This is a genomic window from Paraburkholderia sp. MM5477-R1 (genome assembly GCF_050436385.1).
Classification (GTDB): Bacteria; Pseudomonadota; Gammaproteobacteria; order Burkholderiales; family Burkholderiaceae; genus Paraburkholderia; species Paraburkholderia tuberum.
Genome location: NZ_JBNDMC010000007.1, coordinates 1,288,628 through 1,302,830, shown reverse-complemented (window position 1 = coordinate 1,302,830; position 14,203 = coordinate 1,288,628). Strand labels below are relative to the sequence as shown.

Annotated in this window: 13 protein-coding genes; 9 read left to right on the top strand and 4 right to left on the bottom strand. The window is 64.9% G+C overall.

Features of this window, described 5'->3' with window-relative positions; translation table 11 throughout:
* Window positions 1-10 precede the first annotated feature (10 nt).
* The 5 genes from dapD (at window position 11) to cls (ending at window position 5,072) form a co-directional block, all read left to right on the top strand.
* Entirely contained in the window at window positions 11-838 is an 828-nt protein-coding gene (gene dapD / locus OKW35_RS34920) for a 2,3,4,5-tetrahydropyridine-2,6-dicarboxylate N-succinyltransferase (RefSeq protein WP_090800603.1), read from the top strand.
* A complete protein-coding gene (locus OKW35_RS34915) occupies window positions 838-1,203 on the top strand; it encodes an ArsC family reductase (protein WP_090800605.1) in 366 nt (121 codons plus the stop codon). The genes dapD and OKW35_RS34915 overlap by 1 nt, the downstream gene beginning before the upstream one ends.
* Window positions 1,204-1,344: 141 nt before the next feature.
* Window positions 1,345-2,484 carry a succinyl-diaminopimelate desuccinylase gene (gene dapE, locus OKW35_RS34910; RefSeq protein WP_429346400.1) on the top strand — a complete coding sequence of 380 codons (1,140 nt, stop codon included), beginning with the start codon at window positions 1,345-1,347 and terminating at the stop codon, window positions 2,482-2,484.
* Window positions 2,485-2,498: 14 nt separating this feature from the next.
* Window positions 2,499-3,383: a 50S ribosomal protein L3 N(5)-glutamine methyltransferase gene (gene prmB / locus OKW35_RS34905; protein ID WP_090800608.1), complete on the top strand. Its 885-nt coding sequence runs from the start codon at window positions 2,499-2,501 to the stop codon at window positions 3,381-3,383.
* Window positions 3,384-3,584: 201 nt separating this feature from the next.
* Window positions 3,585-5,072 (top strand): cardiolipin synthase, encoded by a 1,488-nt coding sequence (cls, locus tag OKW35_RS34900; RefSeq protein WP_429554445.1) that lies wholly within the window; start codon window positions 3,585-3,587, stop codon window positions 5,070-5,072.
* Between the two features lie 10 nt (window positions 5,073-5,082).
* On the opposite strand, the gene OKW35_RS34895 is transcribed toward cls, so the two are convergent.
* Window positions 5,083-5,562, bottom strand: a complete 480-nt coding sequence (locus OKW35_RS34895; protein ID WP_090800611.1) for a glutathione peroxidase — start codon at window positions 5,560-5,562, stop codon at window positions 5,083-5,085.
* A 166-nt stretch (window positions 5,563-5,728) separates the two neighbouring features.
* Between OKW35_RS34895 and OKW35_RS34890 the strand changes: the two genes are divergently transcribed.
* Window positions 5,729-7,684, top strand: coding sequence for an ATP-binding cassette domain-containing protein (locus OKW35_RS34890; RefSeq protein WP_429489112.1), 1,956 nt, complete (start codon window positions 5,729-5,731; stop codon window positions 7,682-7,684).
* A gap of 109 nt (window positions 7,685-7,793) precedes the next feature.
* Entirely contained in the window at window positions 7,794-8,849 is a 1,056-nt protein-coding gene (locus OKW35_RS34885; protein WP_429555112.1) for a CaiB/BaiF CoA transferase family protein, read from the top strand.
* A gap of 70 nt (window positions 8,850-8,919) precedes the next feature.
* Here the strand turns inward: OKW35_RS34885 and OKW35_RS34880 are convergent, their stop codons facing one another.
* From OKW35_RS34880 to alr, 3 genes are all read right to left on the bottom strand, one after another.
* Entirely contained in the window at window positions 8,920-9,198 is a 279-nt protein-coding gene (locus tag OKW35_RS34880) for a DUF2866 domain-containing protein (protein WP_090800615.1), read from the bottom strand.
* 153 nt (window positions 9,199-9,351) lie between these two features.
* The gene (gene radA / locus OKW35_RS34875) at window positions 9,352-10,728 is read right to left on the bottom strand and encodes a DNA repair protein RadA (protein ID WP_184056927.1); all 1,377 of its coding nucleotides are present in this window, start codon (window positions 10,726-10,728) and stop codon (window positions 9,352-9,354) included.
* A gap of 3 nt (window positions 10,729-10,731) precedes the next feature.
* Window positions 10,732-11,802, bottom strand: a complete 1,071-nt coding sequence (gene alr / locus OKW35_RS34870; protein ID WP_429489120.1) for an alanine racemase — start codon at window positions 11,800-11,802, stop codon at window positions 10,732-10,734.
* Between the two features lie 218 nt (window positions 11,803-12,020).
* Between alr and lplT the strand changes: the two genes are divergently transcribed.
* Together lplT and thiD are read left to right on the top strand one after the other, a co-directional pair.
* Window positions 12,021-13,328: a lysophospholipid transporter LplT gene (lplT, locus tag OKW35_RS34865; RefSeq protein WP_184056931.1), complete on the top strand. Its 1,308-nt coding sequence runs from the start codon at window positions 12,021-12,023 to the stop codon at window positions 13,326-13,328.
* A gap of 62 nt (window positions 13,329-13,390) precedes the next feature.
* On the top strand, window positions 13,391-14,197 hold the full coding sequence (thiD, locus tag OKW35_RS34860; protein ID WP_187610460.1) for a bifunctional hydroxymethylpyrimidine kinase/phosphomethylpyrimidine kinase: 807 nt from the start codon (window positions 13,391-13,393) through the stop codon (window positions 14,195-14,197).
* The last annotated feature ends 6 nt before the right edge of the window (window positions 14,198-14,203 follow it).

Genomic DNA, 14,203 nt, shown 5'->3' with positions numbered 1-14,203 from the left:
AATCACGCATATGTCGCAACAACTTCAGAGCATCATCGATACCGCCTGGGACAACCGCGCCGAACTGTCGCCGAAGGCCGCGCCGGCAGAAGTGCGCGAAGCCGTCGCCCATGCGATCGAGCAACTCGATAAGGGCGCGCTGCGCGTCGCCGAAAAGAAGGACGGCGACTGGGTCGTCAACCAGTGGCTGAAGAAGGCCGTGCTGCTGTCGTTCCGTCTGGAAGACAACGCGCCGATGCCGGCCGGCGGCTACAGCCAGTTCTACGACAAGGTGCCGTCGAAGTTCGCGAACTACACCGCTGAAGACTTCGCCGCCGGCGGCTTCCGCGTGGTGCCGCCCGCGATCGCGCGCCGCGGCTCGTTCATCGCGAAGAACGTCGTGCTGATGCCGTCGTACACCAACATCGGCGCGTACGTCGACGAAGGCACGATGGTCGACACGTGGGCCACCGTCGGCTCGTGCGCGCAGATCGGCAAGAACGTGCACCTGTCGGGCGGCGTCGGCATCGGCGGCGTGCTGGAGCCGCTGCAGGCCAACCCGGTCATCATCGAAGACAACTGCTTCATCGGCGCGCGCTCGGAAGTCGTCGAAGGCGTGATCGTCGAGGAAAACTCGGTGATCTCGATGGGCGTGTACCTCGGCCAGAGCACCAAAATTTACGACCGCGAAACCGGCGCAGTCACGTACGGCCGCATTCCGGCGGGATCGGTCGTGGTAGCGGGCAACCTGCCGTCGAAGGACGGCACGCACAGCCTGTACTGCGCGGTCATCGTCAAGAAGGTCGACGCGAAGACGCGCGCGAAGGTCGGCCTGAACGAGTTGCTGCGAGGCGATTGATGGCGCGCGGCACCAAAACCGTCGTCTACGGCATTCCGAACTGCGACACCGTGAAGAAGGCCCGTGTGTGGCTCGAAGAGCACGGCGTCGAGTTCGAGTTCCACGACTTCAAGAAGGCCGGCGTGACCGAGCCGCTCGTGCAGGACTGGCTCAAGGACGTCAAGCTCGAGGCGCTGCTGAACCGCCGCGGCACGACGTGGCGCGCTCTGTCCGACGACATGAAGGCGGCCGCGGAAACGCAGCCGGGCGCGATCGCGCTGATGATCCACAAGCCGTCGGTGATCAAGCGGCCGGTGCTGGTCGTGAACGGGCGGGTGAAGTCGCTCGGCTTTTCGGCGGACGAGTACGCGGCGCTGTTTGTCTGAGCGCGGCGCTGAAGCGCCAGGCTCCAGCACGAGGTAGTCGAACGCGCGGCCTCGCGCCGCGTCGTTCAAAGGCTGTTGCCGGCTGCGGTGCCTCACCGCGAGCCGGCATTTTTTCATTTCAAAGTGGCTTGTACTGAATCCATGTCCGGCACCCTCGCCCTTACCGAACAACTGATCGCGCGCGCGTCCGTCACGCCCGACGATCAGCATTGCCAGCGTCTCCTGATCGAGCGCCTCGCCGCGCTCGGCTTCGAGCACGAGACGATCGAATCCAACGGCGTGACCAACCTGTGGGCCGTCAAACGCGGCGTCGACGGCACGCAAGGCAAGCTGCTCGCGTTCGCCGGCCACACCGACGTGGTACCGACCGGCCCGCTCGAACAGTGGCGCTCGGCGCCGTTCGAGCCGACCCAGCGCGACGGCAAGCTGTACGGCCGCGGCGCGGCGGACATGAAGGCGTCGATCGCCGGCTTCGTCGTCGCGAGCGAGGAGTTCGTCGCCGCGCACCCCGAGCACCGCGGCTCGATCGCGTTCCTGATCACGAGCGACGAGGAAGGCCCCGCCACCGACGGCACCGTCAAGGTCGTCGAAGCATTGCAGCAGCGCGGTGAGCGCATGGACTACTGCATCGTCGGCGAGCCGACCTCGAGCGAGCGTTTCGGCGACATGGTCAAGAACGGCCGGCGCGGCTCGATGTCGGGCAAGCTGATCGTCAAGGGCGTGCAGGGCCATATCGCCTACCCGCATCTGGCGAAGAATCCGGTGCACCTGCTGGCGCCAGCGCTCGCCGAACTCGTCGCCGAGCGCTGGGACGAAGGCAACGAATATTTCCCGCCGACCACCTGGCAGGTGTCGAACCTCCACAGCGGCGCCGGCGCGACCAACGTGATCCCCGGCCACGCGGACGTGATGTTCAACTTCCGCTTCTCGACCGCGAGCACCGTCGAAGGACTGCAAAAGCGCGTGCATGCGATTCTCGACAAACACGGCCTCGAATACGAACTGCAATGGACCGTGAGCGGCCTGCCATTTCTCACCCCGAGCGGCGAGCTGTCGAGCGCGCTCGCGCAGGCGATCAAGGACGAAACCGGCGTGGACACCGAACTGTCGACCACCGGCGGCACGTCGGACGGCCGCTTCATCGCGCGCATCTGCAAGCAGGTGATCGAGTTCGGTCCGCTGAACGCGAGCATCCACAAGATCGACGAACATATCGAAGTCGCCCATATCGAGCCGCTGAAGAACGTGTATCGCCGCGTGCTCGAACAACTGATCGCGTAACCTGGAACTTTGCGATGACGCTTCCTTTTTGCACCGTCCGCGACCTGCTGCGTTATGCAGTGTCGCGTTTTAGCGAGGCCAAACTGTCGTTCGGCCACGGCTCGGCCAATGCCTACGACGAAGCCGCCTATCTGATCCTGCACACGCTGCATTTGCCGCTCGACCTGCTCGAACCGTTTCTCGACGCGCGCCTGACCACGGCCGAAATCGAGGCGGTGCTGAAAGTGATCGAGCGACGCGCAGCCGAACGCGTGCCGGCCGCGTACATCACGCAGGAAGCGTGGATGCACGGCTATCGCTTTTACGTCGACGAGCGCGTGATCGTGCCGCGCTCGTTCATCGGCGAGCTGCTGCAGGACGGCCTGCAGCCGTACGTCGAGGACCCCGAGCAGGTCGGCGCGGTGCTCGAACTGTGCACCGGCTCCGGGTGCCTCGCGATCCTCGCCGCGCACGCGTTCCCGAACGCCGACGTCGACGCGGTCGATCTGTCCGCGCCCGCGCTCGAAGTCGCGACGCGCAATGTGCTGGACTACCACCTCGACGAGCGCATCGCGCTGTTCGAAGGCGATCTGTATGCGCCGCTCGCCGAGCGCCGCTACGATGTGATCATCAGCAATCCGCCGTACGTGAACGCCACGTCGATGCAGGAGCTGCCGGCCGAATACAAGCACGAGCCGGAGATGGCGCTCGCCGGTGGCGCCGACGGCATGGACATCGTGCGACGGATCATTGCCGACGCGCGCAACTGGCTGACCGAAGACGGCGTGCTCGTCATCGAGATCGGCAACGAACGCGAGCACGTCGAGGCCGCGTTCGGCGGTCTCGACCTCGTGTGGCTGTCGACCAGCGCCGGCGACGACAACGTGTTTCTGATCCAGGCCAGCGACTTGCCGGTCTGAGTCCGGCATGCTGAGCGTTTGATCGTCGTTTCAAGCGCGTTTCTCAGGCAGGGGCACGAGCAATCGCCGCGACAGCGCGTGGCCTTGCCCGCAACCGCAGCCTGAGCCCGTTGCCCGACGCGTTCGCCGCAGACCACGGAGCGAGCCCCTGCCCGCCTCCGTTTCCTGAACCACGGCGCTTCGCCAACTGTTCGCGAGCTTATGTCATTCGACCTGCTTCACGTCGGCACGCTGGTTGCTGTTGCCCACATTCTCGGCATCATCGCGGCCGCTCACGCGATTCTCCATACCCGCACCTCGCAAGGGGCGATCGCGTGGGCCGTGTCGCTGGTCGCGATGCCTTATCTGACGCTCATACCCTACCTGTTCCTTGGCCGCAGCAAGTTCGCCGGCTACGCGGACGCGCGCCGCGTCGAGAACGAGCTGCTGCGCACGCGCGCGCATCCGCTGGAGTGGGACACGCAGGCGTCGTCGGCCGGGGTGCCGACGCAGCAGCTCGGCTCGCGGCTCGTGCAGTCGCTGACGCGCCTCGGCGGCATGCCGTTCCTGCCCGGCAATACCGTGCGCACGCTGGTCAACGGCACGGCGACTTTCGAGGCGATCTTCGAGGCGATCGAGAACGCGCGCCGCTATGTGATCGTGCAATTCTTCATCGTGCGCGACGACGCGCTCGGCGACATGCTGAAGGACGCGCTGATCGCCAAAGCCAAACAGGGCGTGCGGGTCTACTTCCTGTATGACAGTATCGGCAGCTTCGATCTGCCGCACCGCTACGTCGCGGCGCTGCGCGCCGCCGGCATCGAGATGCAGCCGTTCGCCACGAACCGCCTCTTCGTCAACCGTCTGCAACTGAATTTCCGCAATCACCGCAAGATCGTGGCGGTCGACGGCGAGCGCGCGTTTGTCGGCGGTCATAACGTCGGGGTCGAATATCTGGGCGCGAAGCCGCCACTGTCGCCGTGGCGCGATACGCACATCGAAGTGCGTGGTCCGGCGGTCGCAAGCATCCAGTTCGTCTTCATCGAGGACTGGTACTGGGCCACGCAGCAGTTGCCCAAGTTCGACGCGCCGGCCGCGGATTCCGTGACCCCATCCTTCGACCAGCCCGGCGACCACGGCGCCAACGAGCGCGCCGCGAACAACATGCACTGCCTCGTGCTGCCGAGCGGCCCGGCCGACAAGCAGGAGACCTGCTCGCTGTTTTTCGTCGAAGCAATCAACGCGGCACGTGAACGCATCTGGATCACGACGCCCTACCTCGTCCCAGACGAAGCCGTATTCGCTGCGTTGCGCCTCGCTGCGCTGCGCGGCGTCGACGTGCGCATCCTGATTCCGAGCCGGCGCGATCACCTCGTGGTGTTCGCGGCGTCGAAGCTCTATGCGTACGACTCGCTGCGCGCGGGCATTCGCATCTTCCGCTATCAGCCGGGCTTCCTGCATCAGAAGGTCGTGCTGATCGACAGCAGCGCGGCCGCGATCGGCAGCGCCAATCTCGACAACCGCTCGTTTCGCCTGAACTTCGAGATCATGGTGCTGACCGTCGACCGCGGCTTCGCGCTCGAAGTCGAGACGATGCTGCTCGACGACTTTGCCGAGTCGCGCGAAATCGACCGCGACGAGTACCGCAAGTCGAACGCGCTGCGACGCATGCTGATGCACGTCGCGCGGCTCTTTTCGCCGATCCTGTAGGCGTGCCCGCTTACAGCAGCGCTTCGATATCCCCGGTGATCGCCTCGGGCTTGGTCAGCGGCGCATAGCGCTTGACGACGTTGCCGTCGCGGCCGATCAGAAACTTCGTGAAATTCCACTTGATCGCCTCGAGACCGAGCAGTCCCGGCGCCTCGATCGTCAGATAGCGGAACAGCGGGTGCGCGTTCGGGCCGTTCACGTCGATCTTGTCGAACATCGGAAACGTCACGCCGTAGTTCTTCTCGCAGAAGCTGCCGATCTGCGCGGCGTCGCCCGGCTCCTGCTTGCCGAACTGGTTGCACGGAAAACCTAGCACCGCGAGCCCGCGCGCCGCGTACGCGTCATACAGTTTCTGCAAGCCCGCGTATTGCGGCGTGAACCCGCATTCGCTCGCGGTATTGACGATCAGCATCACCTTGCCTTCGTACTGCGCGAGACTCGCTTCCTCGCCGCCGAGCGTGCGTGCCGAAAACGAAAAGATCGATGTCATGTGCCCTCCCGTGAAAGCCGTCAGTCTATGCCAAAAGCGCTACCGATACAGTCGGCCGGATGGCCGATGAGCGCTGCGCGCGAAGTGACAGACGGGCAATCGGCGCCGCGCGCCCGGCAACGCGCCGGGCAGTCTAAAATAGCGGTTTTCTTCAGCCGGCCACGTCGTGATCCGCTTCAACCAGTTCAGCCTCGCGCGCGGCACCAAGCCGCTTTTCGACAACACCACGTTCACCTTGAACCCCGGTGAAAAAGCCGGCCTCGTCGGAGCGAACGGCGCGGGCAAGTCGACGCTGTTCGCCGTGCTGCTCGGCGAGCTGCATGCGGACGGCGGCGATTTCTCGATCCCGCCGACCTGGCGCATCGCGCACGTCGCGCAGGAAACGCCCGCCGTCGACAAAACCGCCCTCGCCTACACGCTAGACGGCGACGCCGCGCTGCGCGACATCGAAGCGCGCATCGCTTCGGCCTCCGCGGCGCACGACGGCGCGGCAGAAGCCGAAGCGCACGCCGCGTTCGCCGACGCCGACGGCTACACCGCGCCGGCTCGCGCCGAAGCGTTGCTGCTCGGCCTCGGCTTCACGCTCGACCAGACCCGCGAGCCGGTCAGCAGCTTCTCGGGCGGCTGGCGCATGCGCCTGAATCTGGCGCAGGCGCTGATGTGTCGCTCCGATCTGCTGCTGCTCGACGAACCGACCAACCACCTCGACCTCGACGCGATCGTCTGGCTGGAAGATTGGCTGAATCGCTATGCGGGCACGCTGATCGTGATCTCGCACGACCGCGAGTTTCTCGATTCCGTCTGCAACGTCACGCTGCATCTCGAGAACCAGCAGATCAAACGCTACGGCGGCAACTACTCGCAATTCGAAGTGCTGCGCGCGCAGCAGATCGCGCTGCAACAGAGCGCGTACGAAAAGCAGCAGCGCACGGTCGCGCATCTGCAGAGCTACATCAACCGCTTCAAGGCGCAGGCCACCAAGGCGCGTCAGGCGCAAAGCCGGGTGAAAGCGCTCGAGAAGATGGAGCTGATCGCGCCCGCGCACGTCGGGTCGCCGTTCACGTTCGAGTTCCGCACTCCCGACTCCGCGCCGAATCCGATGATGGTGATGGAAGACGTGCGCTGCGGCTACCATGCCGAAGACGGCAGCGAGATTCCGATCGTCGAGCGCGTGATGCTGTCGATCCAGAATGGTCAGCGCATCGGCCTGCTCGGCGCGAACGGCCAGGGCAAGTCGACGCTGATCAAGACGCTCGCGGGCACGCTCGAACCGTTGAGCGGCCACGTACGCGAAGGCAAGGGTCTGCGCATCGGCTACTTCGCGCAGCATCAGCTCGAAACGCTGCGTCCGGACGACACCCCGTTGCAGCACCTCGCGCGTCTCGCGCCCGATACGCGCGAGCAGGAGCTGCGCGACTTCCTCGGCAGCTTCAACTTTTCCGGCGACATGGCGACCGCGAAGATCGCGCCGTTCTCGGGCGGCGAGAAGGCACGCCTCGCGCTCGCGCTGATCATCTGGCAAAAGCCGAACCTGCTGCTGCTCGACGAGCCGACCAACCACCTCGACCTCGAAACGCGCCACGCGCTGACGATGGCGCTCGCGCAATTCGAAGGCACGCTGATCCTGGTCTCGCACGACCGGCATCTGCTGCGCGCGACGACCGATCAGTTCATGCTGGTCGCGAAGCATCGTCTGCAGGAATTCGACGGCGATCTCGACGACTACCGCGACTGGCTGCTGCAGCATGCGGCCGAGCAGCGCGCCGCGCTGAAGGCCAATGCTTCCGGTGCGTCGGACGCAGCGTCCAACGGCGCGGCAAGTGGCGACAGCAACGTCAATCGCAAGGAACAGCGCCGCCTCGAAGCGGAAACGCGGCAGAAGCTCGCGCATCTGAAGAAGCCGCTGCAAAGCCGCATCGCGAAGATCGAAAGGGAAATGGACGCACTCAACGCGGAGAAAGCGACGCTCGATACATTCGTCGCCGATCCCGCGAGTTACGAACCGGAGCAGAAGAGCAAGCTGACGGAGGCGATCCGCCGTCAGGCAGACGTGAACGCGCGCCTCGACACGCTCGAAGCCGAATGGCTCGGGACGCACGAGGAACTCGAACAGATCGGCTAGCGGCACCGCGCCGGCATCCACGGGGAGCTTGGCTTTGTCATTTGCGAATTCATCGTCCGGGTTATTGGCCCCAGAATCCGTAGCTGCATCGGCAGCCGATGCGCCGCCGTTGCAAGGACTGCGCGTGCTCGACCTCACGCGTCTGCTGCCGGGTCCGGTGGCCGCGCTGCGCCTCGCCGAGCTCGGCGCCGATGTGCTGAAGATCGAGGCGCCCGGCGCGGGCGACCCGACTCGCACGATGATGCAGTCGTCGAGCGATCGTGTCGCGGGCCGACCCGGCGCGTTTTACCGGATGGTCAATCGCGGCAAGCGCGAGACGCGCCTCGACCTCAAGTCCGAAGCAGGACGCCAGGTGCTGCGCGCACTCGCGACTGAAGCCGACGTGCTGATCGAGAGCTTCCGGCCCGGCGTGATGGAGCGGCTCGGCCTCGGCTACGCGACGCTCAGCGCAGCCAATCCGCGGCTCGTCTATTGCGCGATCAGCGGATATGGCGCGAGCGGTCCGTTCGCGGACCATGCCGGCCACGATCTGAATTACCTCGGCTATGCAGGCGTGCTCGATCAACTGGCGAACCGCGACGGTGCGCCGATCCTGCCGAACTTCCAGATCGCCGATCTGCTCGGCGGCGCATTGAGCGCGGTCACGCAGATTCTCGCGGCGCTCTGGCATGTCGCGCGAGGCGGCGCGGGCCGCTTCGTCGATGTATCGATGACGCACACGAGCTATGCGCACAACTTCGTCGCGCAGGTGTCGCTCGTCAACGAAGGTGCGGCGCCCGCCGCGGGCAGTGGTCTGTTGAACGGCGGCGTGCCCTGCTACAACCTCTACCCCACCAGCGATGAACGCTGGCTCGCGGTCGGCGCGCTCGAATTGAAGTTCTGGGAAACGCTGTGCATGGCGCTCGATCGGCCGGAATGGGCGACGCGTCACTGGAGCCTGGGTCAGGCGATCGGCGGTCCCGATGCCGTGGCACTCATTCAGGAAGTCGCCAATCTGATTGCGACGCGCACGCTCGGCGAATGGGTGGAATCGCTGGAATCGCTCGATTGCTGCGTGTCGCCGGTGCTGACGCCCGCTGAAGCGGCGCAGCATCCGCTGTTCAATCCGCACGCGTATGCGGCGGTGGCCGCGAGCGCCGCCGACTCACACGACGACGCGGCCTAATGCGCGTGGCGCAGCCGCGACGCGGGCGCAATGAAGATCAAGGCCCGGTCAATCGAAAAACCCGCCGCCGTCAACGCCGCGTCGGCGTCTGCCTCGGCAGCGTTTGCCGCGGCGACTTTTCGTCGTCGTACAGCAGGTGCTTGCGGCCTTCCACATGGCGGCTGATCGTGGCACGCACTTCGGCGGCCGTTACGTCTTCGGCCACCACCCGCCGCGAGATCTGACCCGCGGTGTCGATCCACTCGACGATCCGGCAAGCGCCGCCCCACGGCTGATGAATCGGTGCGGAGACCCGGCAGCCGCGCACCTGGATGTTATGGTGGGCAGCGGTTTCACGAGACTGTTTCAAGGCGCGATCCTTTTTCGAGCATCAGACGGGATGCATATCATTACAGCTTAGAAAAAAGGTATGGCGACCAGGTTACAGCCAATATGAAGATATTTACCGGGCATTACGGTACCGCAAGCGTACAAAGTACCGGCGAGCCGTCCCGGCCCCCGTCTATTCGAGCGTGCGGACGCGGTCGATGGCCTGTTCGATCCGTTCGACCGCAACGACCTGTAAGCCTTCGATTGGCTGTTTCGGCGCATTGGCCTTCGGAATCACCGCTACCGAGAAGCCGAGCTTGGCTGCTTCCTTCAGGCGCTCCTGACCGCGCGGCGACGGCCGGATTTCGCCGGCGAGGCCCACTTCGCCGAATACGACGAGCCCCTTCGGCAGCGGCTTGTTGCGCATCGACGAATGGATCGCGAGCAATACCGCGAGGTCGGCGGCGGGCTCGGAGATCTTCACCCCGCCCACCGCGTTCAGGAACACGTCCTGATCGAAACAGGCGATGCCCGCGTGCCGATGCAGCACCGCGAGCAGCATCGCGAGCCGGTTCTGTTCGAGGCCGACCGCAAGGCGTCGCGGATTCGGCGCGTTGGCCGCATCGACGAGCGCCTGCACTTCGACCAGCAACGGCCGCGTGCCTTCCTGCGTGACGAGCACACATGAGCCCGGCACCGACTGCTCGTGCTGCGATAAAAACAATGCCGACGGATTCGCGACGCCGCGCAAACCACGCTCGGTCATCGCGAACACGCCGAGTTCGTTGACCGCGCCGAAACGGTTCTTGATCGCGCGCACGAGACGGTACGACGAGTGCGTATCCCCCTCGAAATACAGCACCGTATCGACGATATGTTCGAGCACGCGCGGTCCCGCGAGCGCGCCCTCTTTCGTCACGTGCCCGACCATGATGATCGTCGTGCCCGACTGCTTGGCGATGCGCGTGAGTTGCGCCGCGCACTCGCGCACCTGCGCGACCGAGCCCGGCGCCGATGTCAAAGCATCCGAATAGACGGTCTGGATCGAATCAATCACGGCGACTTCAGGCCGTTGCTCCGTGATCGTCGCCTGAATTTTTTCGAGCTGGATTTCCGCGAGCAATTGCAGCTCGCTTGCCTTCGAGCCGGGTTCGAGCAACGCCAGCCGTTGCGCGCGCAACGCGATCTGCGCGCCAGATTCTTCGCCGCTGATATAGAGCGCGCGTTTGTCCGCCGCGATTTCCGCGAGCGATTGCAACAACAGCGTCGATTTACCGATGCCCGGATCGCCGCCGATCAACACCACGCCGCCCGGCACGAGGCCGCCGCCGAGCACGCGGTCGAATTCGCTGACGCCGGTTGAAAAGCGCGGCACGTCCGACGCGTCGATGTCGGCGAGGCGCCGTACCGGCGTGCTCTTCGCGAGCGACTGGAAACGGTGACCGGACGGCGCCTCCGCGACCGATTCGACGAGCGTGTTCCACGTCTGGCAGGACGGGCATTGACCGGACCACTTCGGCGACTGTCCGCCGCATTCCCCGCAGATGTACAACGTCTTCGCTTTCGCCACGCGTTACTCCGCCCGAACCGGCACACGCGGCGCGACCGCGCACATCAGCTCGTAGCCGATCGTGCCGCAGGCCTGCGCGACGTCGTCGATGGGCAGCGCGGTGCCCCACAATTCCACGCGCGAGCCGACGTTGGCGGTCGGCACCGGGGTCAGGTCGACGGTCAGCATGTCCATCGACACACGTCCAACGATCCGTGTGCGCACGCCATCGACGATCACCGGCGTGCCTTCCGGCGCGACGCGCGGATAGCCGTCCGCGTAACCGCACGCGACCACGCCGATGCGCATCGGAGCGCGCGCAGTGAACCTCGACCCATAGCCGACCGAGCTGCCTTCGCCGAGCGTCTGCACGGCGATCAGTTCCGACGCGAGCGTCATCGCGGGCTGCAGGCCCGTGCCGTCGATCGCGGCCGTCACGCCGGACGGCGACGCGCCGTACAGGATGATGCCCGGACGCACCCAGTCGAAATGCGCTTCCGGATGCCACAGCGTCGCGGCCGAATTCGACAGACTGCGCGCACCGGCGATGCCCTGCGCGCCGCGCTCGAACGCCTCCATCTGATGCGCGATGCCGCGCTCGGCATCGGCATCGGAAAAATGCGTCATCAACGTGATCTGGCCGACGCCCTGACAGGCGCGCGCACGTTCCCACGCGGCACGGAATTTTTCGACCGTGTAGCCGAGCCGGTTCATGCCGGTGTTCATCTTCAACTGAATATTGACCGGTTTCGACAGACGCGCCATTTCGAGCATGCGCAGTTGCTCGTCCGAATGCAGCGCCGTGGTCAAACTGTAGCGGTCGATTACGTCGATGTCGGTCGGCCGAAAAAAGCCTTCCAGCAGAAGAATTGGGCCCGCCCAGCCCAATTCACGCAACTTCACCGCTTCTTCGAGGTCCAGCAGCCCAAAGCCGTCCGTAGCGCGCAAACCGGGAAACACGCGCGCGAGGCCATGCCCGTAGGCATTAGCCTTGACGACGGCCCAGATTTTCGATTTCGGCGCATAGCGCCGCGCGACAGCGAGGTTATTGGCGAGAGCAGCGGTATGAATCGTGGCGGAAAGGGGGCGCGGCATGGGATTTTTTCGTAAAGACACTTGCGAATCAGCGGCTTACAGGGCGTTTTCAGCGCTCGGCGGCCCGCTGGGCGGTGCGATCAAGGATTCTGCTAGTCCGAATTCAGCTATTTTCATGATATAAAGCCGTGCGCACAACCCATTTCGATCGGCATAAGCCCGGACACATGACAAACGGCCGGGGCGGACAGACCGCAGCGAGGACAGCATCGCATCAGATGAAAAAAGGTTTTTACACCATCATGGCCGCGCAGTTTTTTTCGTCGCTGGCCGACAATGCGCTTCTGATCGCTGCTATCGCTCTGCTGAAAGATCTTCACGCTCCGAACTGGATGACGCCGCTGCTCAAGCTGTTTTTTGTGCTGTCGTACGTCGTTCTTGCCGCCTTCGTGGGCGCATTCGCTGACTCCCGTCCGAAAGGACGCGTGATGTTCATCACCAATACGATCAAGGTGGTTGGCTGCATAACGATGCTGGTCGGCGCGCATCCGCTGATTGCGTACGGCATCGTCGGCTTCGGCGCGGCGGCCTACTCGCCCGCCAAATACGGCATTCTCACCGAACTGTTGCCGCCTGACCGGCTCGTTGCCGCGAACGGCTGGATCGAAGGCACCACGGTCGGCTCGATCATTCTCGGCACGGTGCTCGGCGGCGCGCTGATCAGCCCGCATATCGCCGCGCCGATTCTCAAATGGCACATCCCCACCGTGAACACGCCCGCGGAAGCCGCGATGGTCGTGATCATGGCCATTTACGTGATCGCCGCGCTGTTCAATCTGCGCATTCCCGACACCGGCGCGCGCTATCCGCGACAGGAGCACGGGCCGATCCGCCTGATCACCGATTTCGCCGACTGCTTTCTCGTGCTGTGGCGTGACAAGCTCGGACAGATTTCGCTCGCCGTGACGACGCTGTTCTGGGGTGCGGGCGCGACGCTGCAATTCATCGTGCTGAAGTGGGCCGAAGTGTCGCTGGGCATGTCGCTGTCCGAGGCGGCGATCCTGCAGGCGGTGGTCGCGGTTGGCGTCGCGTTCGGCGCGATTTTCGCGGCTTCGCGTGTGCCGTTGAAGAAGTCGCTGTCGGTCTTGCCGGTCGGCATCATGATGGGTATCTCCGTGATGCTGATGGCGTTCTACACGCGCGATCTGTTTCCCCCGCATTGGGGCGTGTATTTTGGCCGCATGCACGTGTCGGGCTATCTGATTTTCGCGTATATCTTCCTGATGTTCGTGGGCGGCCTGTCGGGCTTTTTCGTCGTGCCGATGAATGCGCTGCTGCAGCATCGCGGGCACGTGCTGCTGTCGGCGGGCCATTCGATCGCCGTGCAGAACTTCAACGAGAATCTGTCCGTGCTCGTGATGCTGTGCCTGTACGCGGTGCTCGTGTGGCTCGACGTGCCGGTCACCATCGTGATCGTGCTGTTCGGCACCTTCGTCTGCCTGATGATGTGGCTCGTGATGCGACGCCATCAGGCGAACCAGCGCGCCTTCGATTCGGTCGCGCTGATCGGCGAAGCCAAGCACTGATCGGCTGCGCCGGGCCGGCCGCGGCACACACGAGCGCGCCCCCCCTTCTTCCTCGCTCGACCATGACTCAATCGATTCCCAATGTGCTGACGATCGCCGGTTCCGACTCCGGCGGCGGCGCCGGCATCCAGGCCGATCTGAAGACCTTCTCCGCGCTCGGCGCCTATGGCGCGAGCGTGATCACCGCGCTGACCGCGCAGAACACGCGCGGCGTGACCGCGATTCACGCGCCGGACCCGGGCTTCGTCACCGCGCAGCTCGACGCGGTGTTCGACGACATCCGCATCGACGCGGTGAAGATCGGCATGCTCGCGAATGCGCCGATCGCGCGTGCGGTCGCCGACGCGCTGCGCCGTCATCAGCCCAAACACATCGTGCTCGACACGGTGATGATCTCGAAGAGCAATCACGCGCTATTACTACCCGATGCGGTCGCGGTGGTACGCGACGAACTGCTGCCGCTCGCCGATCTGCTGACGCCGAATCTGCCGGAAGCGGCCGCATTGCTGGGCATGCAACCCGCCGCCGACGAAGCCGGCATGGTCGAGCAAGGCGAAGCGTTGCGCGCGCTCGGCGCGCGCGCGGTGCTGATGAAGGGCGGCCATCTGAGCGCGACCGATAGCCCCGACTGGCTCGTGCAGGAAAGCGGCACGCTGCGTCTCGGCGGTCCGCGCGTGCCGGTGAAGAACACGCACGGAACGGGCTGCACGTTGTCGTCGGCGATCGCGGCCTTGATTGCGCAGCGCGACGATCTCGCTAGCGCCGTCGCCGATGCGAAGGTTTATCTGACGGGTGCGTTGCAGGCGAGCGAGCGGCTCGACGTCGGCCACGGCGTGGGGCCGGTGCATCACTTTCATCGGTGGTGGTGAGCGACG